The sequence below is a fragment of the Tianweitania sp. genome (genome assembly GCF_032053605.1).
GTDB lineage: Bacteria > Pseudomonadota > Alphaproteobacteria > Rhizobiales > Rhizobiaceae > Tianweitania.
Window position 1 is genome coordinate 797 of sequence record NZ_DAMBUH010000036.1, and the last position, 21,492, is coordinate 22,288.

The window sequence follows — 21,492 nt, forward strand, 5'->3', positions numbered from 1 at the left end:
GCACCTATCTCCTGCCCTGCATCGCCGGCCATGTCGGCGCGGATGCCGCGGGTGCGACCTTGTCGGAAGGCCCTTATCGGCAGGACAAGATGATGCTGCTGGTGGATGTCGGCACCAATGCCGAGATCGTGCTGGGCAATCGCAACCGTGTGGTGGCCGCATCGTCGCCGACCGGTCCGGCCTTCGAAGGCGCGGAAATCTCATCCGGCCAGCGTGCCGCGCCCGGCGCGATCGAGCGCGTGCGCATCGACCCCGCGACGCTGGAGCCGAAATTCCGTGTCATCGGCTCTGAGTTGTGGTCGGATGAAAGCGGCTTTCCGGAGTCCGTTGCCGACATCGGCGTCACCGGCATTTGCGGCTCAGCGATCATCGAGGTGGTCGCGGAGATGTACCTTGCCGGCATCATCTCCGAAGACGGCGTGGTGGACGGCGCGATGGCCGAGCGCAGCGCGCGCATCCTGCCGAACGGGCGCACCTTCTCCTATCTCCTGCATGACGGCACGCCGCGCATCACGGTGACGCAAAACGACATCCGCGCCATCCAGCTCGCCAAGTCCGCGCTTTATGCCGGCGTGAAGCTGTTGATGGAAAAGCAGGGCGTCGAACACGTCGACACGATCAGCTTCGCCGGCGCCTTCGGCTCCTTCATCGATCCGAAATACGCGATGGTGCTCGGCCTTATTCCCGATTGCGACCTGAGCGAAGTAAAGGCCGTGGGTAACGCGGCGGGTACAGGTGCCTTGATGGCGCTGCTCAATCGCGATCACCGGCGCGAAATCGAGTCGACGGTGCAGAAGATCGAGAAGATCGAAACCGCGCTGGAGCCGAAGTTCCAGGAGCATTTCGTGCATGCCATGGCGCTGCCGAACAAGGTCGATCCCTTCCCCAAGCTCGCCGAACAAGTCACCTTGCCGGCGCGCAAAGTGCTGGCGGATGCGGGTGCAGAAGGCGGCGGTCGGCGTCGCGGGCGCGAAGGACGGCGCGGGCGCGATTAGGCCCTGGAACAGTCGGTTCCTCAATCAGCCGCTTGCTATCGCATCGATCGTTGAATAGCTGGCGTGCATTGCTCACGGCGCGAGGCCGGTCATGAACATCCTGTCGATCCAGTCCTGGGTTTCCTACGGCCATGTCGGCAATGCCTCCGCGGTGTTTCCCCTGCAACGCATGGGCATCGATGTCTGGGCAATTAACACCGTTCAATTTTCCAACCATACCGGCTACGGCAAGTGGACCGGCCAGGTCTACACCGGCGAGGATGTTCGCGCCCTGATCGACGGCATTGCCGAGCGCGGCGCGCTTGAGCGCTGCAACGGCGTGTTGTCCGGTTATATGGGCGATGCCGGCATTGGCGAATCCATCCTTCACGCCGTAGCACGGGTGCGCGAAGCCAATCCGAATGCGCTGTATTGTTGCGATCCGGTCATCGGCGACGTTGGGCGCGGCATTTTTGTGCGTCCTGGAATTCCTGAGTTCATGCGCGACCGCGCGGTGGCTGCCGCCGATATCGTTACGCCCAACCAGTTCGAGCTGGAATATCTCTCCGGAACCACGGTGGCGCATACGAGCGATCTCGAAGCAGCCATCACGGCCGTGCATGCGATCGGTCCGAAGATCGTTATGGTCACCAGCGTGCGGCTGGACGATACGCCGGATGACGCGGTCGACATCGTGGTGTCAGCGGGCTCAGGCCTCATGCGCGTGCGCACGCCGCTTCTGCCAATCGGCGTGAATGGCGCGGGCGACGCGATTGCCGCTCTGTTCTTCGGCAAGTTCCTGCAGGAGCAATCGGCCGAAGCCGCTCTCGCCCATGCCGCCAGTGCCACACATGGTCTGCTCAAGCGCACCGCCGAAGCGGGCTCGCGCGAAATCCTGACGGTGGGCGCGCAGGACGAGTTCGTTGCCCCGACTACGCGCTTCTCGGTCGAGCACCTGGCGCGGTGATCGCCTAGAACTTGCCGGTCTCGCGAAACCCTTCAAAGGTCGCACGGATATGATCGGCCGCTGCTCGCACGGGCGGCGAGGCGTTCGGCGCCATCAGCAGAGCGAGGTTGTAGGTCGACAGTTCAGGCAAGCCATCCTTGGTGCCGAGCGCGACGATCTCGTCTCCGATGAAGCTCTTGGCCATGGGCGCGACCGCGAGATCGGCGATGATGGCGGCTCGTTGGCCGGCGGTGTGCGCGCTCATATAGGCGACGCGGTATTCGCGTCCTTCCAGACCCAGCGCTTCAAGCGCGTTGGCGCGCCAGACGCAGCCTTCTTCCCAAAGCGAGACCGGCAAAGGCTCACGCAAATGCGCAGACCCGCCCTTCGCACCGGCCCAGACTAGAGGCTCGGTCAGCAGGATCTCGGCCCCCTCGATCTCCCTGCATGTGGTAACCAGCGTGAGATCGAGTTGGCGATCGGCCAGCCGCCGTTTGAGGTTGGAGCTCTGGTCGATCGTCACATCCACCGCAATGGCCGGATGAGATTGGGCAAACCGCTTCAACACGGTTGGCAGGATATGTTCGCCGTAATCGTCGGGTGATCCCAGCCGTACCACGCCCGCAATATCCGGCATGACGAACTTGGACATGGCTTCCCGGTTCAGCGCGAGCAGCCTGCGCGCATAACCAAGCAGCATCTCGCCGTCCTTGGTCAGCGACACCGACCGCGCATCCCGAACGAAAACCTGACGTCCGAGATTTTCCTCGAGCTTCTTGATCTGCATGGACACAGCCGAAGGCGTCCGGAAAACAGCATTCGCCGCCAGCGTAAAGCTACCGGTGTCGGCGATCGCGACGAAGGTTCTCAGCACATCCAGTTCAAGCAAGGGCAGTGGATGATTAAGCGGAGCGTTCATTTTTCCTGATCCAAAGCTTCATCCGATTTCGTTCGATTGAACATTGTAGCTGACCCATAGTCAAGTGGACGGAAGCGGGATCATCCGCTTTCACTACACTTAGGGAGAAGATCGATGCGTATGTTCAACGATGTCAGCCGCTTCGCAGCGATGTATTTGGCCCGCCGCGCCCGTCTGCGCACGGAACGGATGCTGGGCGCCCTGCCAACCGACATCCGCAAGGATCTTGGTTGGCCAGACAGTGTTCATGAGCGGATCAGGTTCCAGCCGCCTGTGCAGAACTAGGCGGTCGTTGCTGACGGGTCGCCGAACCAAGCGCTGCCCGACGCGTTGCTGCAACAAGCCCCTGACAGACAGGCCCACTTGATGACCGAACCTTCCGCCTTGCCGTTCAAGCTCGATCCCGCGCCGAAGATCATCACCTTCGATTGCTATGGCACGCTGGTGCAATGGTATGAGGTGCTTCTGCGCGAGATCGGTGAAACACTGGCCGCGCACGACCGGCAAGACATAACCGCTGCCGCGATCCTCGACAGCTTTTCCGCGCAAAGCCGCCGTTTGACGGCGCAAAAACCGCATCGGCTCTACAAGGAGATCCTGCGCATCGGCTTCGCGGCGGCCTTTCGCGAACATGGTGTGACCCCGAGTGCAGACGAGATCGAGCGTATTGCCGTCTCGCCCATGACGATGGGACCGCACGCAGAAGTTCCCGATGTCCTGCGGCGCTTACGTGAACGCTACAGTATCGCGATTTTCACCAACTCGGATGACGACCTGATTGCGCCGACCGTGGCGAAGATCGTGGTGCCCTTCGACTTCGTCATCACCGCTGAACAGGCGCAAGCCTACAAGCCGTCACGGCAGCTTTTCGATTACGCTTATCGCCAAATGGGCGTGATGCCGGACGAGACTGTGCATGTCGCCATGGGCATGTATTGGGACATGAAGGCGCGGCATGAGCTTGGGCTCCGCGGCATCTGGGTGAACCGGCGGAGCGAGATCGGCAATCCAGACTGGCTGCCGTATGCCGAAGTGTCAGACCTGGAAGGCGCTGCCGCGTTGCTCTTGCCAACTCCGCGTTGATTGCCGCTCATCTAAGCAACAAGACCATCACCCCCGCTGAAATCGCATGACGCACATGAGCCAGACGCAGGTCGCCGTATCAGACTGGTAAAGGCTTGATTTGCTTAGCTGCAACAGAGTTTTCGCAAGCAATACTGTCGCAGGCGATGTCGCATTTAATGCTAAGCACTTCGCATTCGCTGCTGCAAATGGTGCAGCGCAAGCCTATATCCGCGTCATCAACGGCCTGCCCCACCGAGCCAAACCCGACGGCACACCGTGTAACCCCATCTGCATGGAAAACGTGTCATGAAGTTTCTGAAGCGCCTCTTCGGCAAGCGCCACTCCCGCAATATGGTGACCACCCTTGAGCGTCAGCGGCTGAGCCGCACGATGCCTGGCCAGAGCGCTGCAATGGCCGGCGCCCGCCTTGGCGTGCTCGTCTGACTAGCTTCGTCTCATTGAACTGTCTTGAACCGCGTCGATCATGCGATCGGCGCGGTTTTTTGTTGCGCCTTGTTGAACAGGCGCCGGTTATTTCTTGACCGATAAGTCATGCGTCTCCGCTTTTCGAGTTGACGCCGCCTCTATTCGGTCACTTAATCCATGTTGGTTTTGTAACCGAACCGTCGCGATCAATGATGACGGATCTTTAAAGGGGTAACACAAGTGTCGGCAAAGCAGACGCTCAAGCGCTCGATCGTTTTCTTTCTGGTGCCCGAATTCACGATGATCGCTTTTGCGACAGCGATCGAACCGCTGCGCTCGGCCAATCGCATGTTGGGCTATGAAGCCTACAAGTGGCGCCGGGCGAGCCTCGACGGCAAGCCGGTGCAGGGCTCAAACAACATCGAAATCAAGGCCGACACGTCGCTCGAAGACGAGCGCAAGAAGATGGCCGGCCCGGATCGCCCGTCGATGGTGATCGTCTGCGGCGGCACCAATGTCGAAGCCTATCAGAACAAGTCCGCCTTCGCCTGGCTGCGCGAGGAATATAATCGCGGCGTGTCGATCGGCGGCCTGTGCACCGGCGCTTACATCCTGGCCTCAGCCGGGCTGCTCGCCAACAAGCGCTGCGCCATTCACTGGGAAAATCTACCGGGCTTCGCCGAAGCCTTCCCGAAGGCCAACGTGTTCGCCGACCTCTACGAGATCGACCAGAACATTTATACCTGCGCAGGCGGCACGGCCGCGCTCGACATGATGCTGAAGCTGATCGGCGAGGATTTCGATGAGTCGCTGGTCAACCGCATCTGCGAGCAGGTGCTGACCGACCGCGTTCGCAGCCCGACCGACCGCCAGCGCCTGCCGCTGCGCGCGCGCCTCGGCGTGCAGAACTCTAAGGTCCTGTCGATTATCGAACTGATGGAAGCAAACCTCTCGGAGCCGCTGTCGCTGATCGAGATTGCAGACGATGTCGATCTGTCCCGCCGCCAGATCGAGCGGCTGTTCCGGCAGGAAATGGGTCGCTCCCCTGCTCGTTATTATCTCGAAATCCGGCTCGACCGGGCGCGGCATCTGCTGATCCAATCCTCGCTGCCGGTGGTGGAAGTGGCGGTGGCCTGCGGTTTCGTGTCGGCTTCGCATTTCTCGAAATGCTATCGCGAGCTTTATGCCCGTTCGCCGCAGCAGGAGCGCGCTGACCGTAAGCAGTTGCTGGCGGCCTAAGGGTTCGCCTTACCGGCTGTCCCACATCCAACTGCGATTGCCCCACATCTTCTCGCCGACCTGGCAGTCATAAGCGTTGCCCGTCTGTGCCAGCAGCACGGAGGGTTTCGCGCTCTCGTAACGCGCCGGTATCGGTGTGAGCGGCCCGGCCAGTTCCAGCACGAGCTTACGGCGGATCGCTTCGGGGAACTGGCTCCAGTCGTTGACCGGCACCACGAACGAGCCGGGGCCGCCGATGACACAGCGCGTATAATAGGTATCGAGATCGGCAAAATCATAGCTCGACATCGCGCCGCCAGCGGTCATCAGCGGCAACCCGTTGATGGTAATGCCCTGGCTGACGATCAGGTCGCGCACGCCGTCGACGGGTAGACCCTGATTGTTCGGGCCGTCGCCGGAAATGTCGATCACGCGCTTCATGCCGGAATAGCCGCTTTCAGCCAGCAGATCGCCGGCGAAGCTGAGCGCCGCTGAGATTGAGGTGCGTCGCGCGCTGTTCGGAACGCCAGCCTGCAGCTTGGCGGCCACGGCCTCGGCATCGGCCTGATTGGCGACTACCGTCCACGGCACCACGACGCGCTGCATGCCATCGCCCGCCCATTCGAAATAGGTCAGCGCGATTTTCCCGTGCACACCATCCTGGATCGCCTGCACGACCTTGGCATCGGTCAACGCGGCCATATAGCCGCGACGCTGGATATCGAGCTCCATCGGCGACATGGACAGCGAAACGTCGACGGCAAGCACCAACTCAACATCGACCGGTTCAGCAGCGTATGCAGCCACAGGGAGGAGAAGCGCGGCGAAGCTCGCCACGGCCAGTCTGCTCAGCCCTGACGGATAACCGGGCACGCACTGCATGACCCGGATGATACGCGGCCTGTGCCGAGGCGATAGCCGGAACCGGAGCATGGCCGCTCACGATACCGCGAGCGGCTGCTGCTAGCCTTTAGCTGCGAGGCTTGAGGTTTTCCGGATCGTACAACGGCTTGTAACCGACCGCCGCCACCTCCACCGGATAGGTCTCACCGAAATATTCGACGCTCAGCTTGCGGCCTTCCTTCGCATAGGCATGCGGCAGATAAGCAAGCGCGATGTTCTTACCGAGCGTCGGACCGTAGGCGACCGAGGAGGTGAAGGAGCGGCGGCCGAGTTCGTCCACCAGCGTGTCGCCGGTCTCTGGGTCGAGGACGGGCATAATACCGACGGGATAGCGCGCAACGCCACTGGCATCGACATTGTCCGTCATCACCAGTGTGCAGAGCATCGCGGGCTGATGATCACGCGCCTTGTATTCGAGGTGCTTGGCCTTGCCGACGAAGTCCGCTTCCTTGACCTTCGGACGCGCGAGATCGGCTTCCAGAAGGTTGTATTCGGTCAGGAGATCCGAGTTCTGCAGGCGCAGGCTCTTCTCCATACGGCGCGTATTGGCATAGGTCTCGACGCCGAACGGCATCACGCCGGTAGAGCGCAGCGCATCCCAGACGGCGAGACCGTCTTCATAGCGCATATGCAGCTCCCAACCCTGCTCGCCGACATAAGAGATGCGGAACGCCGTGATCTGAACGCCGCCGATCGCGATCGGCTTGATTGCGGCGAAGGGGAACGCATCAGGCTCCAGGCCGGCCGGATCTTCCACCACCTTCTGCAAGGTCGTGCGCGCGTTCGGCCCCCAGATTCCTATCGTAACGAACTTTTCCGTCACATCCGTGATGGTGACGTCGAAACCTTTGTCTTGAGCAACCCGGCGCATGTAGTGGTAATCGCGCGGACCTGCATCGGCGCCGTCGATCAAGCGGCAACGGTCCGCCATGCGGATGACGGTGAAGTCGGCGCGCACCATGCCTTCTTCATCCAGGAAGTGCGTGTAGATGCCCTTGCCGATATTGCCGTCGCCGCCGATCTTGGCTGCGCAGAGATATTCCAGCAGCGCGACATGATCCGGCCCCTCGATGTCATACATCGAGAAATGCGAGAGGTTCACGATGCCCACATCGTCGCTCATGGCGAGATGTTCGGCATTGGACACGCGGTGGAAGAAGCGGTTGTCCCACTCGTTTTCGCGCACCGGCACACGGTTGCCGTATTTTTCCAGCAGCGGCTCGTTGGCCGCATATCCATGCGCGCGTTCCCAACCGCCGAGCTCCATGAAGTAGCCGCCAAGCCCCACCTCGCGCTCATAGAAGGGCGAACGGCGAACGCCGCGTCCCTTCGAGAAAGGCTCGCGCGGATGAACGGCGGGGTTGTAAACTTTCATCGCCGTTTCGGAGCAACGGTCGAAGATGAACTGCTCTTCCGTCTGGTGCGGGTAAAAGCGCGAATAATCGATCGCGTGATGGTCGATCACCGTGCGGCCATCCGTCATCCAGTCGGCAATGAGCTTGCCCATGCCCGGTCCGTCCTTGACCCAGATGCCGACGGCGTACCACAGCCCGCGCACCTTCTGGCTTTCGCCCATGGAGGGCCCGCCGTCGCTGGAAACCTGCAGCAGACCGTTGAAGGAATGGCCTTCATTGTAGCCGAGTTCGCCAAGGATCGGCGTCAGCTCCATGGCCCGCTCCAGCGGCTCCATGATCTGTTCCATGTCGAGATCGCGTTGTGACGGCGACTGGCGCGACTCATGCTTGGTCAAGAGCTCGCGCGGATGAACGAGGCGCGGATTGTGCTCTTCGTAGTAGCCCCACTCGATCTGCCCGCCTTCTGCGGTGCGGGGATCGCCAGTGTCGCGCATGTAAGCGGAGTTGCCCTGATCGCGCAGCAACGGCCAGCCGATCTCCTTACCGGTACCGGCGAACTCGTTATACGGCCCAAAGAAGGTCAGCGGATGGTCGATCGGCATCACCGGCAGGTCCTCACCGGCCATCGCAGCGGTCAGGCGACCCCATATGCCGGTGCAGACCACGACATAATCGGCCATGATCGTGCCGCGGCCGGTCACCACGCCCTTGATGCGACCGTCCTCGATCACGAGATTGGTGGCTTCGGTGTTGGCGAAGGCCTGCAGCTTGCCGGCCGCGACACCCTGGTCGACCAGCTTGCCCGCAACGGTCTGCGAGCGCGGAATGACGAGGCCGGCATCCGGATCCCACAACCCGCCCTGCACCAGGCTTTCCTCGATGAGCGGGAATTTTTCCTTGATCTCGGCCGGCTCGATCAGCCTCGCGCGTGTACCGAACGCCTTGGCGGAAGCGATCTTGCGCTTGATCTCGTCCATGCGCGCATCGTCGCCGACGCGCGCGACTTCGAGGCCACCGACGCGGGCGTAGTGGCCCATTTTCTCGAAGAAATCGATCGAATACTGCGTCGTCCAAACCGACAGGAAATCGTGGCTGGTCGTGAAACAGAAGTCCGAAGCATGGGCGGTGGAGCCGACATCGGTTGGGATGCCGGATGTGTCGATGCCGACAATATCGTCCCAGCCGCGCTCGATCAGATGATGCGCGACGGACGCGCCCACGATGCCGCCCAGCCCGATGATGACGACTTTCGCCTTCGCCGGAAACGCTGCCATATCCAACCACTCCAACCTTGATTTGCGCCGCAGACTATAGAGCGTTTCGAGGCGAATGCAGCCTGTTTGCGACACGCGGAAAACGCGCCGCGACCTGAGCTGCCAAGGCTTGTCAGGATGATGACCGTCCTAACGAACGGGTCGCGTTTCCATGTCGAAGCGCGGTCGCCAGAACTCGAGCAGCGTCAGGCCGAGGATCATCATGTAGGGAAAATAGACACGGCTTTCAGGAAGGGGAAACACGACGAACTTACCGAGGATGCCGAGGATCGAGGCTGCAAGCAGCACGACGGTCACGCCCTCTCGCGGAATGCGCCCTACCCGTAGCAGGGCAAGCCAGCCGAAGATGAGTAGCATGAACAGGGCCAGCCAGTTGTGGAACCGGAAGGAGCTTGTGACGCCGCGCACCAGACCTTCGAGATAGGCCATCACTGAAAAAGCCGGATGGAAGCCGCGCATATCATTCTGGATTTCGACATTGGTAAAATAATAATGCGTCCACCAGCCGGGATGGTCGCCCGCCTGCGAAACCGGCACGTAGGCAAGAACGGCAAGAATGAAGGCCGTCAGAACCGGCGCCAGCCGTCCACCGAACGCGGCCGAGGCGAGAACCAGCGCGAACAAATAGATAATCATGTCCGTGCGTGCGAGGAAGCCGAGGAACAACAAGGGCACCGCCCACCAATCACGGCCCGAGCGAAGGAAATAGACGCCGAGGATCATCACCGCCGATCCCATCAGGTCCGGCATCGCAAGCTGCGCCATGGTGAGGAACGAGCCAAGCAGCATCAGCGGAATGACGATGAACGCCGCCTGCATGATGCCGGTAAAGCGCAGCCATGCGAACATGGCCGCACCGATCACCAGCACCGAAAGCGTGTTGATCCATTGCGTCACCTGCACATAGCCGAGGAACGGGCCAAGCTCTCGGATCAACATCGTGTAGGCGATCTTCACACGGTAGAAGACCAGCTGCGAATGGAAGGTGTCGGGATTGGCATATTGGGCCATGTTGTAGGCGTTGGCGGTGGTCAACTGCCGGAACTGATCCTCCGTCGCGCCGGCCTGCATCATGCTCCAGACGGTGCGATGCAGTTCCGCCGGATCGGGGATCGTGCTTTCCAGCGCGACCGCCAGATAGGGCGCCATGTCCCAGTTATACTCAGGATGCCAGAACGGCACGATCGCCAGAGCGATCGTGAAGAGTACGAAGGTCACGGCCGCTGCAATGGTCGTGACGCGCTGCGTCAGGACGGCACATAGAAGGCGATCGCCAAGGCGGACGATGCTGCCCGCGAAGCGGCTCGCAAGACCACCAGATTGGAATTCAGAAACGGCCATTCTGCGTCCTTAGCCCATCTGGCTCTTTACGAAGTCCTTCACGATCGCGACGATGCCGCGACCGAGCAGCGCGTCGAGTGCTGCGATGAAGGTGTCCACATTCTCGCGGCTGCAGATCAGCGGCGGTTCGAGCCGAATGACGTTGCGGTTGTATTCGGTGAAGGCAACCAGCACGTCATAATCGCGCAAAAGCAGCGCGCCGACGAAGCCGGACAGAGAACCCTTCAGTTTGTCATCGAGCATCGCCACCATCGGCCGCAGCACCATCGGCAGGGTCTGGCTGAAATCCTGGAACTCAAGGCCGACCATCAGCCCCTGCCCGCGAATGTCTTTGATGATCTTGGGATATTTCGCGTGCAGCGATTCGAGGCGCTCCAGCAGATAAGCGCCGGTATCGGCCGCATTCTCGATCAGCTTTTCATCGTAAAGCACGTTCAGCGCTTCGATCGAGGTGATGCAGGCTTCGCCCATGCCGCCGAAAGTGGCGGGCGCGTGGATCATCGCGGATTTCGGCGTGCCATAGGCCTTCATGAAGACTTCGCGGCGCGCGATCATCGCGCCCATAGCCGTCTTGCCGCCGCCGAGCGATTTGGCCAGGGCCGTCACATCCGGCACGACGCCGTGATGCTCGAAGGCATAAAAGCGCCCGGTGCGGCCGTAGCCGCATTGCACTTCGTCCGCCACCCAAAGCACGCCGTAGCGGTCGCACAGCGCGCGCAGCTTCTGCCAGAAGGCGGTCGGCGCGGTGATGATGCCGCCGCCGCCTTGCACGGTTTCCAGAACGATCGTGCCGATCGCGGGATCGCTGCGGAAGGCGCGCTCGATGGCGTCGATGTCACCAAAGGGCACACGCACGGTGTTATCGACCAGACGGAAGTCACCGCGATAAAGCGAGCCATCGGTGATCGAAAGCACGCCCTTGGTTTTGCCGTGGAAGGAATTTTCGGCATAAACGATCTTGGGCTTTTTCGGTCCGGCCGCGCGTTCAGCGACCTTCACCGCCGCTTCCATCGCCTCCGAGCCGGACGAACCCAGGAACACCATGTCGAGATCACCCGGCGAGCAGGCCGCGAGGTTGTGCGTCAGCGCCGCCTGATATTGCGACATGAAGGCGATGGCGATTTCGTGCCGGTTCTCTTCCTGGAACTTCTGGCGCGCGGCCAACAGGCGTGGATGGTTGTGGCCGAAGGCGAGCGACCCGAAGCCGCCAAAGAAATCGAGGATCTTCCGCCCGGTCTGGTCGATGTAATACATGCCTTCGGCACGCTCGACCTTGATCTTGTGGAAGCCGAGCAGCTTCATAAAATGAAGCTGACCGGGGTTCATATGCGCCTTGAACAGGTCGGTCATGCGGGCGACATCCATCGCCTTCGCTTCCTCGACGCTGATCAGGTTGGGCTTCGGCAGAGCCTGCGGAGCGGGCGACGGCGCTTCGCCGGACAGGCGCGCGCTCGTGGCTGGACTGGTCATGACACTCATGCTCGTCTACTATTCCGCCGCCAGATGTTCGGCGTGGGGAACGGCGCGGCCGTCCTTCTTGGCACGGTATTCACTGTAGGCCGCAATCAACATGTCCTCGTCGCGGAACTGCGGCACCCAGCCAAGATCACGCTCGCCCCTGGACACGTCGAGCACGCATTCTTCGTCGGCGATCAGATACTGTTCGGGGTCCATGATCGGCTTGTTCAAGCGGTCTAGCAGGTCGAGCGTGCGCTTCACCGCCCAGCCGGGCGTCGGCACCAGCACCGACCTGGAGCCAGCATGCTTGATGAGGTCGCCGAGCAGCTTGCGTACCGGCGGCGGGTTGAGAGAGCCGAGATTATAGGCCTCGCTCGGCACGCCCGCCTTCCAGGCAAGACGGGCGGCTTCAGCGCAATCGAACACCGAAATGAACTGGTAGGGGTTCTTGCCCGAGCCGATCATCGGCACCGGCAGGTTGGCGTCGATCAGCTTGAACAGCTTTTCCAGGATGCCGAGACGGCCCGGTCCGATGATGAGGCGCGGACGGAATAGGGTGATGTCCATGCCGCGCTTGCGCCAGTCTGCGGCAAGCTCCTCCGTCTTCCACTTGGACAGGCCGTATTCGCCGAGCGGGGCGACCGGATGATCCTCCGTCATCGGCGTGGTGACCGTGTGGCCGTAGATCATGTCGGTGGTGAAATGAACGAGCTCGGACGCGCCGGCTCTGTCCATCGCCTCGATGATGTTTTCCGTACCGTGATAGTTCACGGGAAAGAAGAAGTCGTGCCGCTTGGCGCGGACCTGAATCGGCGACAGCATCTTGGCCGACAGGTTGTAGACAATGTCATCGCCCGTGATGCCGACGGCCGCAATCGACGCCTTGTCCGTGACATCGCAGTGGATGTGGCGCACGGCCGATGCGTAATGCGGCAGCGGGCTCTTGGCGATGTCGGCGACAACGACCTCTTCGCCCTCGGCCGCCAGTTTCGGTGCAAGGTGACGACCGACGAAACCGTCGCCGCCAAAGATGATGTGTCTCATCGGGCAAGCTCGCCTGTTTTGATCTGGTTTGTCTGGTTGAGCGCGGCTTGATCGGCATCCGCAGCCACCGCTTCATGGCCGCTGCCACCTTGCGCGATCAGGATCGTGCCGACGCAGATTGCGGCGATGCCAGCGATGCGCCAGGCATTCAGGTCCTCCCGGAACACGAAATAGGCAAAGATCGCAACCGCCACATAAGCCAGGCTGAGGAAAGGATAGGCGAAGGAGAGTTCGACCTTCGACAGCACGAAAAGATGCGAGGCCATGGAGATCACGAAGGTGCAGAGGCCGAGGAACACCCAAGGGCTGAACACGATCTGCAGGATCTTCACGAGCGGGTTCACGCCAGCAAAGCTCAGCGGCCCGAGCGTCATCATGCCGTGCTTCAGCATCAGCTGCGCCGCCGCGTTCGTCAGCACCGTGAACAGAATGAACCCGATATACTTCATCGACCTGCCCTCACCGGTTTTCGTCCTACACGCAAAGACCGGAATCTTTGGTGAAGCGATCCGGACAAATTGAACCAATTCCGCTTGTTAATTCGATGCGTTGACTCTTTGTCTCAAGCCGCCTTCGTGCCGCTTGCGGGCTCCAGAGCCAGCGCCGTACGACGCCAGAAGTCTGACAAAAAAGCCGGATCGCGAAGTGCTTCCAGCTCGCGCCAATTCGGAAAGGAGCGCTCGAACACAGCCGGACTCATACGCGCATCCTTGTACGGGTTGACTGCGCCACCAGCATCGACCGTAATCGCATCCAGCCGCTCGAACAGTTTTCGCGTAGGCGCGCCGCCATCGGAGAAGTCGAGGGTGAGCGTATAACCGGGACGTGGAAACGACAGCAGCCCACGTGATGGCCTATCGCCAAAGCGTTTCAGCACGGTGAGAAACGAGGCGTGACTCTCATCGCGACCGGCAGCTAGCAGAGCAGGTATTGCTTCGCGCGCAGCATCCTCCGGCACCACGCTTTGATGCTGCAGCAGCCCTCGCGGCCCGTACAGCCGGTTCCAGTCGCGCACACCATCCAGCGGGAAGAAGTAGCTCTGGTAGCCGACGCGCGACTGCTTGGTCCGGCCCTGCTTCCAGCGATACGCGCCATTGAAGACGCGGATGAACGGGCGATTGAGTACGCTGATCGGCGGCTGGAATGGAACGCGCAGCAAACGGCCCGGCTTGGCTGTGGCGAAGGCACTGTCCTCGGCATGGTTGCCGGCCAGCAACACGCCGCGTCCGGCCTGTTTGCCTGATGCCATCTGGTCGATCCAGGCCACCGCATAGGTGCTGGTGCGGTCGCCTTCCGGCGCGAGGTCGAAGAACTCATCGAGATTGCGGAAAGCCGTGGCGGTCTGGTCGATAGCGAGCGACGGCACGCGCATCAGCCGGATCGTCGCCGACAGGATCAGGCCGGTTAGCCCCATGCCGCCGATGGTGGCCGCGAAGAGGTCGGCATTCGTCTTCGGGCTGCAATGCCGGACTTCACCATCGGAGCGCAGCAAAACAAGGCTCTCGACATGGCAGCCGAAGGTGCCGGCGCGGTGATGGTTCTTGCCGTGGATGTCGTTGGCGATTGCCCCGCCGACCGTCACGAACTGCGTGCCTGGAACGACCGGTGGAAACCAACCCTGCCCGGCTGCATAGGCAACGATGTCGGACAGCAGCACGCCGGCTTCGACCTCAATCAATCCACTGGAAGCATCGAAGCGGATGATGCGGTTTGTCACGCGCATGTCGATCAGCGTGCCGAGATCGTTCAAGCAGCTGTCACCATAGGAGCGGCCGTTTCCGAAACCGAGCAGGCTGCCATTCGCCAGGGCGCCAGCATTCAAGCGCGCGATGCCTTCAGCCGGGGAGATTCCCGGACGCCCGGATCTGGCCGGCTGACCGAAGCTGCGCAACGGCCTGTTCATGGCAGCATCACCGCGATCACCAGCAACGCCAGACCAATGCCTACCATCAACTGGCTGCGCCAATCCGTGAGGATGAAGACCACAGGGTCGTCATGCATCTCGTCGCGGCGCGCGAGGATCCAAATCCGCATGATCATGTAGAGGATAAGCGGCGCCAACGGCCAGACCATGTAGGGGTGATTGTACTGTTCAAAGACGGCGCTGCTGTCGATATAAAGCGCCAGCACGACCACGGCCGCAAACCCAGCCCCCATGCCAGCCTGCGCGATGACCTCCTGATCTTCCGGCCGATAACCGCGACCGGCAATCCGCTGCTTGGCATCCGCAACCGTGGAGCGGAGCTCGACATAGCGCTTCACCAGCGCCAGCGAAAGGAAGAAGAAGATCGAGAACGCCAGCAACCAGAACGATGGATCGAAATCTGTTGCCGCCTGCCCCGCCAACACACGGATCGTATAAAGGCCGGCCAAGGTCAGCACGTCGATCAAAAGCATGCGCTTGATCGACACCGAATAAGCGGTCGTAGTTACGAGATAGGTTCCGAGCACCAGCCAGAACAAGGGCGGAAGAGCGAGAGCCGTAAGCACACTCAAGAGCAGCAGCAGGCCGGAACAGGCCAAGCCGAAAGGTATTGTCAGCGTGCCGCTGGCGAAGGGTCGATTGCGCTTGGTCTTATGCTGGCGGTCGAGTGCCAGGTCGAAGAAGTCGTTAATAATGTAGATCGCCGATGCGGCGGCGCTGAAGGAGATGAAAGCCAGCACGCATCGACCAATGGCCGGTAGGTTGAAATACTCATGCGCAAGAAACAGCGGCACGAAGATCAGCCCGTTCTTAAGCCATTGATGCACCCGCAGCATCCGCACCAAGGTTTTCCAGGTTGGCTTGGGCGTTGCGATCAACTCGCATCCCTTTGCGACCTGCCAGCGCGCTGCATGCCGGTCCGGAGCAATGACGATCGCAGTACGCGCAGCATCGAAGATCGCAAGGTCATGCCGGCTGTTGCCGAGATAATCGAAGCCACCCTTGCCGTAGATCGCCTCCAGCGCGTCGACCTTGTTCTTCGACGTTAGGTTGTGCAGACCTTCAGTGGCAAGCACGGCATCGAACAGGCCGAGATGCTCGGCAATGGCATCGGCAAACTTTTTCGGCGTGCCGGTGGCCAGAACGATCCGGCGCCCTGCGGCCTGTTCCATACGCAGACGATCCAGAACTTCTTCGCGGTAAGGCAAGGTGGCCGGATCGATGTCGATACGACGGGCGATCTCATGTTTGAGCCGCGCCGGACCACTCAGCGCCCAAAGAGGCACAAGAAACATGAGCAGCGGATTGCGGCGCAGCAGCAGAAACAAACCTTCCCACAGAAGGTCAGTCGCGATCAGAGTTCCATCGAGATCAACCGCCAGTGGAAAGGCGGCCTCAGATCGCACATCCTCTATCGCTTGGCCTGGTGACTGCACGCCATGATCTCCCTGGCCTCGGCTATTGCAGCAAAAAGGTTTGGGAAGATTAAAGCCCGGGTTGCAGCAAGGTCTCCGTCAGGGTTGCTGTAGATACAGCTAATGTTTTCTCACCAAGGCTGAAGCGGTAGCGTTATATGATTGCCACCTGTGCGGGCAGTTCAACTCGGCCACATCTTGATCGAAGCGGATCGCCAGATGAGGCCGCACTTATGTAAAGGAACGCCTCGCGGGGAATGGGATTTAGGTGGCAGCACAACAGGAGACCACCATGCCCTTCATCCAGACCGCCGATGAAACAGAGCTGTTCTACAACGATTGGGGAACAGGCAAGCCCGTCATCCTCATTCACGGCTGGCCGCTCGATGGCGATATGTGGGAATATCAATGGCCGGTGCTGACGGCACAGGGCCACCGTGTCATCACCTATGATCGTCGCGGCTTCGGCCGATCGAGCCAGCCTTTCAGCGGTTATGACTACGACACGTTCGCTGGGGATCTGCAGGCGATTATCGAAACGCTTGACCTGCACGACGTCTCGCTCGTTGGCTTCTCCATGGGCGGTGGCGAATTGGCCCGCTATATCGGCAGATACGGCACGGAGCGCCTGTCCAAGGCCGTACTGGTTTCAGCTGTTACGCCTTACCTCCTGAAGACCGCCGACAATCCTGATGGCGTCGACAAATCCGTATTTGACGACATGGTGGAAAAGCTGCGCAAGGATCGGCCAGCCTTCCTGGCGAGCTTCGGCAAGCAGTTCTTCGGTGCCGGCATGCTCAATTTTTCCGTCAGCGCCGAGATCATGCAATGGTGTTCCAACGTCGCTATGCTGGCCTCGCCCAAAGCGACGATCGATTGCATCCGCGCCTTCTCGGAAACTGACTTCCGCGCCGATCTTGCCAAGTTCGACCTGCCGACGCTGATCATCCATGGTGAAGACGACGCAACCGTGCCGATCAAGACGGCGGGGGAACAAGCCGCAAAGCTGATCCCATCAGCCACTTTCAAGCGCTACAGCGGCGCACCGCATGGCCTGTTCTACACCGACAAGGACAAGCTCAACGCCGATCTTCTGGCGTTTCTCTAAGACGGCAAAGGGGACCTTCGGGTCCCCTTTTCGTTTCGTCTCGATGCTGACCACACGCCCTATTTGACGAAGGTCACCCAATTCTCGAGCGGCTCGCGCTCGGTCCGGAAATTGTTCTCCGGCTTGGACGTGTCCTCGTAGCCCAGCGCCATACCGCACACCACGATCTCATCTTCGGAGATGCCGAGGATCGGACGTATTTCCTTGTGATAGGGCGCAAATGCCGCCTGCGGGCAGGTATGCAAGCCCCTTGCCCGTGCCGCAATCATCACCGTCTGCAGCATCATGCCGTGATCGAGCCAGGAGCCCTGGTTCAGGCGGCGGTCGATGGTGAAGATGATGCCGACAGGCGCATCGAAGAACACGAAATTGCGGTCGTGCTGTGCGCGCATCCGCTCCACCTCGCGACGCTGAATGCCGAGCGCATTGTAAAGCGCATAGCCAACCGTGCGGCGGCGCGTCAGATAGGGCTCGAAGAACTTGTCGGGATAATAGCGATATTCTTCCCACTCGATCTTCTCCGCGCGTACGCCGGAGTTGAGGATCGAGTCGGCAATTTTCGCCTTTACCGCTCCTTGAACCACATAAGCCTTCCAGGGCTGCATGTTGGTACCGGACGGCGCGCGTGAACCAAGATCCAGGATCTCCCGGATCAGGTAGTCGTCGACAGACGTCGGCAAAAAGGCGCGAACCGAACGGCGCGTCAGGATTGCCTCATCGATAATTTCAGTTTCAGAGCGTTCATCACTCTGCAAATTGGGAGCTAGCATCGCCTTCGTCCTTCGGGAATCGACCGATCGATCCGCATGGCGGTTAATCACGGTCGATTGGCACGGTTTCCCGAAACTGGCAATCGTGGGTGATAGCTACCACCCGGAAGTTGCTCGCACTTTTAGTAACGGTTAGAAATCTAAGCACTAGCTGCAGGGGTCAGCCGGCACGCATGAAGCGTGCCGACCGACCGAAGACGCTTACGCCGCAGCGACCACGATAACCTCGACCTTGTAGTCCGGCGTGGCGAGCTTCGCCTCGCCAGTGGCGCGGGCAGGCGCGTCCTTGCCGCCGACCCACGCGTCCCACACAGCATTCATCTCGGCAAAATCAGCCATGTCGGCCAACCAAATCTGCGCCGAGAGGATCTTCGACTTGTCGGAACCGGCTTCCTTCAGGATGCTCTCGACTTCGGCCAAGGCAGACTTGGTCTGCTCCGTCACGGTCTTGCCTTCGCCAACCTGGCCGGCGAGGTAGATGGTGTTGTTGTAGATCACGGCCTCGCTCATGCGAGCGCCAGCGTTGATACGGCGAATGGTCATGGAACAGCTCCCTGCGTGCCAAAATGCATGGGCTGCATAACCGCAATCAGCCGCCGGTGGAACCTCCGCCCGGTCTCAATCGCGTTCGTTGAAATAGTAATTCCAGTTCTCGCAGGTGTAGCCGATGTAGCAGGAGCGCTTGTCCGCCGTCGGCGTAAAGGCGGGATGCAGATAATGGTCGCCGGCATCGCAGAAGCGCGCATCGGACACGAAGCGCTTGTAAGTCCGTGGACCGGTCGTCACCACGGCGGCGCCGCGCTGAACGATCAGCGATTGCGCCTGATCGCAGGACAACTGGCTCACATCCGTGCGCGGCGCGGCAACAGCCGAGGCTGCTGTGACGCTCAGCATCCCGGCGGCAACAATCATTTTCGAAGTGAGTGTGGACAATCGCATGATCATGCTCCCGATCAATTCATCACCAAACGTCGATATGATCGAAGTGATCCGGCCGATCACGCAACCTTGCGGAACACCCACAGTTTGGACAAGGCAAAGGTAATCACGGGCACGCTCGCCACGGCGATGCCCAGCGCCAACCAATCCGGCGCATTGGTGAAAGAGGTCAGCGTGACGAGAACTGTCTGCCCGGCAACAAAGCCGCAGACTGCCGTCACCAGGAAGCGCGGCAGACGGTGGCGATGGCGGCGTTCCTCCCCTTTCAACTGAAAGGTAAATTGCACATGCCCGAAATAGGACACCAGCACCGCCGCGACGAAGCCGATCGGGTTGGCAAACGTCACCGGCAGCCACTGCGCGGCAATCAGCGCCGCCATGTAATGGACGATTGTCGCCGCCCCACCGACCGACGCGAAGGCCAGCACTTCGCGCGACAGCGTATTGGAACGAAGCGCTGAGATCATTTCTGCTCGCCCTCATCGGGCGCGAAGCCATACAGGCCGCCTGTCAGGTAGATCGGCCGGTGCTTGGTCTCGGAATAGATGCGCCCAAGATACTCGCCGATGATCCCGAGTCCCACCAGTTGCATACCGCCAAGAAAGAGGATCGCGGCGAGCAAGGACGCATAACCCGGAACGTCAATGCCGAGTATCAACGTTCGTCCTATGATGATGACGCCATAGATGAATGCAATGAACGCCACGAACAGGCCAAGGTAGCTCCAGATCCGCAGCGGCAGCGTCGAAAACGACGTAATACCGTCGAGCGCAAAATTCCACAGGCGCCAATAGTTGAACTTGGTCATGCCGCGCTGCCGAACCGGCCGCTCGTAATCCACCACCGCTGTGGGATAGCCCACCCACGCAAACAGGCCTTTCATAAAGCGCACACGCTCCGGCAGTGCCCGCAGAGCGGCCACGACGCGCTTGTCCATCAGCCTGAAATCACCGACATCCGCCGGAATCTTCGACGGGCTAATGCGGTTAAACACACGGTAGAAATTGCCGGCTGACACCCGCTTCAACTGCGTGTCGTCAAGCCGCGACACCCGACGCGCCACAACGACATCGTAGCCGCGCCACCAATGCTCCACCATGTCGATCAGCAGCTCCGGCGGATCCTGCAGGTCCACATCCATAACCACGACCATATCGCCACCGGCATGATCGAGCCCGGCGGTCATCGCGGCTTCCTTGCCGAAGTTGCGGGTTAGGTCCACGACCTTGGCGCGATGATCCGCCCGGTGCAGCTGGATCAGCTTCAGGAGCGTTGCGTCGGACGATCCGTCGTTGACGAAGACGATGTCCCATTGAACACCAAGCGCATCGAGATGCGGGGTGATTGTCGCCCAGAAGTGATCGAGCGCATCATCCTCATTGTAACAGGGCACGACGATCGAAAGCCGTGGCGGCTCAGTTCCAAGCGATCTTGCGACGAGAACTTCTGACACGATGCTTCGACTGGTCCGTTGATCCACATTCATGGGGCAGTTCGTCTGCTGGTGCGCAGCGGACTACTTTGCACCGACATGCCACGGCAGGGATGAAGATCGATGTAACGGAATCGGACAAAGTCGGCAACGCTACACGAATCTGGCTCTCCCGACCGATTTGTGCGCCTGCTCATCAAATTGCCTGGAGAAAACACGCGCATCTCAGTTGATTGTGCGCGGTCTTTTCTTTATGCGGGCATTCGACGGAGAGGTGGCCGAGTGGTCGAAGGCGCGCCCCTGCTAAGGGCGTAGAGGTGGAAGCTTCTCGAGGGTTCGAATCCCTTCCTCTCCGCCACTCCTGCAAATAGCCAGATCTGCGCTGATCCTGCCGCGGGAACATCCTCGGCAAAGGCGCGCAGGCGCAGCAGTCGGCTACCGCGAAATGCGATAATCTCCACCTTCCGACCCTGTCGTTAAGAGCCGCTTCTTCAGCTTGGAACCCCCGGGCGGAACGAGAATTACAAGTGCTTGGCTAACAGGAGAAAAGCATGTCCGATTTCACACCGCCAGCCACCCCCATTGGCACCGTGGACCCTGACCTTTCGACGGATGAAACGCCCAGCCTGATTGCGGCCAGCAAGGTGGAGGGCACGGCGGTTTATGATCGTCAGGGCGAGAAACTCGGCTCGATCTATGACGTCATGATCGACAAGCGGTCCGGCAAGGTTGCTTATGCCGTCTTGTCGCTCGGCGGTTTCCTTGGCTTGGGCAGCGACTATTATCCAATCCCGTGGAATACGCTGACCTATGATGTGCGCGAAGGCGGCTATGTCGTGGCGGTCGATCGCGATCGATTCAGCGGTGCGCCCTCCTACGCAGCAGCCGAAGAGCCGGGTTGGATGGAACGCGGATATATGCGTACCATCGACGATTATTACGGCACAGCGATCGCGCGAGGACGCTGATCAAACAACGCTT

Annotated in this window: 22 protein-coding genes and 1 tRNA gene; 9 read left to right on the forward strand and 14 right to left on the reverse strand. The window is 60.6% G+C overall.

Annotated elements, in window-relative coordinates; all coding sequences use genetic code 11:
• Positions 1-995 (forward strand): ASKHA domain-containing protein (locus RTX98_RS10305; RefSeq protein ID WP_312796414.1); only part of this gene is annotated, 995 nt, incomplete at its 5' end.
• A 91-nt stretch (positions 996-1,086) separates the two neighbouring features.
• Positions 1,087-1,941: a pyridoxal kinase PdxY gene (gene pdxY / locus RTX98_RS10310; protein ID WP_312796415.1), complete on the forward strand. Its 855-nt coding sequence runs from the start codon at positions 1,087-1,089 to the stop codon at positions 1,939-1,941.
• A 4-nt stretch (positions 1,942-1,945) separates the two neighbouring features.
• Here the strand turns inward: pdxY and RTX98_RS10315 are convergent, their stop codons facing one another.
• Positions 1,946-2,839 carry a LysR substrate-binding domain-containing protein gene (locus tag RTX98_RS10315; protein ID WP_312796416.1) on the reverse strand — a complete coding sequence of 298 codons (894 nt, stop codon included), beginning with the start codon at positions 2,837-2,839 and terminating at the stop codon, positions 1,946-1,948.
• A 114-nt stretch (positions 2,840-2,953) separates the two neighbouring features.
• On the opposite strand from RTX98_RS10315, the gene RTX98_RS10320 reads away from it, so the two are divergent.
• The 4 genes from RTX98_RS10320 to RTX98_RS10335 all read left to right on the forward strand — a co-directional run bounded on the left by RTX98_RS10320 (position 2,954) and on the right by RTX98_RS10335 (position 5,569).
• A complete protein-coding gene (locus RTX98_RS10320; RefSeq protein ID WP_312796417.1) occupies positions 2,954-3,124 on the forward strand; it encodes a hypothetical protein in 171 nt (56 codons plus the stop codon).
• An 81-nt stretch (positions 3,125-3,205) separates the two neighbouring features.
• Positions 3,206-3,922 carry a haloacid dehalogenase type II gene (locus RTX98_RS10325; RefSeq protein ID WP_312796418.1) on the forward strand — a complete coding sequence of 239 codons (717 nt, stop codon included), beginning with the start codon at positions 3,206-3,208 and terminating at the stop codon, positions 3,920-3,922.
• Positions 3,923-4,210: 288 nt separating this feature from the next.
• Positions 4,211-4,348, forward strand: coding sequence for a hypothetical protein (locus tag RTX98_RS10330; RefSeq protein ID WP_189502585.1), 138 nt, complete (start codon positions 4,211-4,213; stop codon positions 4,346-4,348).
• A 282-nt stretch (positions 4,349-4,630) separates the two neighbouring features.
• Positions 4,631-5,569 carry a GlxA family transcriptional regulator gene (locus RTX98_RS10335; RefSeq protein WP_312796457.1) on the forward strand — a complete coding sequence of 313 codons (939 nt, stop codon included), beginning with the start codon at positions 4,631-4,633 and terminating at the stop codon, positions 5,567-5,569.
• Between the two features lie 9 nt (positions 5,570-5,578).
• Here RTX98_RS10335 and RTX98_RS10340 read toward each other — a convergent pair whose 3' ends face one another.
• The 8 genes from RTX98_RS10340 to RTX98_RS10375 form a co-directional block, all read right to left on the reverse strand.
• A complete protein-coding gene (locus RTX98_RS10340; protein WP_312796422.1) occupies positions 5,579-6,430 on the reverse strand; it encodes a DUF1194 domain-containing protein in 852 nt (283 codons plus the stop codon).
• An 88-nt stretch (positions 6,431-6,518) separates the two neighbouring features.
• Positions 6,519-9,080: an FAD-dependent oxidoreductase gene (locus RTX98_RS10345; protein ID WP_312796424.1), complete on the reverse strand. Its 2,562-nt coding sequence runs from the start codon at positions 9,078-9,080 to the stop codon at positions 6,519-6,521.
• 129 nt (positions 9,081-9,209) lie between these two features.
• On the reverse strand, positions 9,210-10,421 hold the full coding sequence (locus RTX98_RS10350) for a hypothetical protein (RefSeq protein ID WP_312796426.1): 1,212 nt from the start codon (positions 10,419-10,421) through the stop codon (positions 9,210-9,212).
• A gap of 9 nt (positions 10,422-10,430) precedes the next feature.
• Entirely contained in the window at positions 10,431-11,786 is a 1,356-nt protein-coding gene (locus tag RTX98_RS10355; protein WP_312796458.1) for an aspartate aminotransferase family protein, read from the reverse strand.
• 123 nt (positions 11,787-11,909) lie between these two features.
• On the reverse strand, positions 11,910-12,923 hold the full coding sequence (locus RTX98_RS10360) for an NAD(P)-dependent oxidoreductase (RefSeq protein WP_312796428.1): 1,014 nt from the start codon (positions 12,921-12,923) through the stop codon (positions 11,910-11,912).
• Complete coding sequence (locus tag RTX98_RS10365) at positions 12,920-13,372, reverse strand: EamA family transporter (protein WP_312796429.1); 453 nt, start codon at positions 13,370-13,372, stop codon at positions 12,920-12,922. The genes RTX98_RS10360 and RTX98_RS10365 overlap by 4 nt, the downstream gene beginning before the upstream one ends.
• 113 nt (positions 13,373-13,485) lie before the next feature.
• The gene (locus tag RTX98_RS10370) at positions 13,486-14,826 is read right to left on the reverse strand and encodes an FAD-binding protein (protein WP_416223102.1); all 1,341 of its coding nucleotides are present in this window, start codon (positions 14,824-14,826) and stop codon (positions 13,486-13,488) included.
• Positions 14,823-16,283 carry a UbiA family prenyltransferase gene (locus RTX98_RS10375; RefSeq protein WP_312796431.1) on the reverse strand — a complete coding sequence of 487 codons (1,461 nt, stop codon included), beginning with the start codon at positions 16,281-16,283 and terminating at the stop codon, positions 14,823-14,825. The genes RTX98_RS10370 and RTX98_RS10375 overlap by 4 nt, the downstream gene beginning before the upstream one ends.
• Positions 16,284-16,554: 271 nt before the next feature.
• Between RTX98_RS10375 and RTX98_RS10380 the strand changes: the two genes are divergently transcribed.
• Positions 16,555-17,370: an alpha/beta hydrolase gene (locus RTX98_RS10380; RefSeq protein ID WP_312796432.1), complete on the forward strand. Its 816-nt coding sequence runs from the start codon at positions 16,555-16,557 to the stop codon at positions 17,368-17,370.
• 59 nt (positions 17,371-17,429) lie between these two features.
• Here the strand turns inward: RTX98_RS10380 and RTX98_RS10385 are convergent, their stop codons facing one another.
• From RTX98_RS10385 to RTX98_RS10405, 5 genes are all read right to left on the reverse strand, one after another.
• Entirely contained in the window at positions 17,430-18,140 is a 711-nt protein-coding gene (locus RTX98_RS10385) for a nitroreductase (RefSeq protein WP_312796433.1), read from the reverse strand.
• A gap of 201 nt (positions 18,141-18,341) precedes the next feature.
• Positions 18,342-18,683, reverse strand: coding sequence for a RidA family protein (locus RTX98_RS10390; protein WP_189502602.1), 342 nt, complete (start codon positions 18,681-18,683; stop codon positions 18,342-18,344).
• Between the two features lie 75 nt (positions 18,684-18,758).
• On the reverse strand, positions 18,759-19,079 hold the full coding sequence (locus RTX98_RS10395; RefSeq protein ID WP_312796434.1) for a hypothetical protein: 321 nt from the start codon (positions 19,077-19,079) through the stop codon (positions 18,759-18,761).
• 59 nt (positions 19,080-19,138) lie between these two features.
• Positions 19,139-19,546 (reverse strand): GtrA family protein, encoded by a 408-nt coding sequence (locus RTX98_RS10400; protein ID WP_312796436.1) that lies wholly within the window; start codon positions 19,544-19,546, stop codon positions 19,139-19,141.
• Positions 19,543-20,532, reverse strand: coding sequence for a glycosyltransferase family 2 protein (locus RTX98_RS10405; protein WP_312796438.1), 990 nt, complete (start codon positions 20,530-20,532; stop codon positions 19,543-19,545). The genes RTX98_RS10400 and RTX98_RS10405 overlap by 4 nt, the downstream gene beginning before the upstream one ends.
• Before the next feature lie 247 nt (positions 20,533-20,779).
• On the opposite strand from RTX98_RS10405, the gene RTX98_RS10410 reads away from it, so the two are divergent.
• A tRNA-Ser gene (locus tag RTX98_RS10410) sits at positions 20,780-20,869 on the forward strand.
• A gap of 193 nt (positions 20,870-21,062) precedes the next feature.
• Positions 21,063-21,479, forward strand: a complete 417-nt coding sequence (locus RTX98_RS10415) for a PRC-barrel domain-containing protein (protein WP_312796440.1) — start codon at positions 21,063-21,065, stop codon at positions 21,477-21,479.
• The last annotated feature ends 13 nt before the right edge of the window (positions 21,480-21,492 follow it).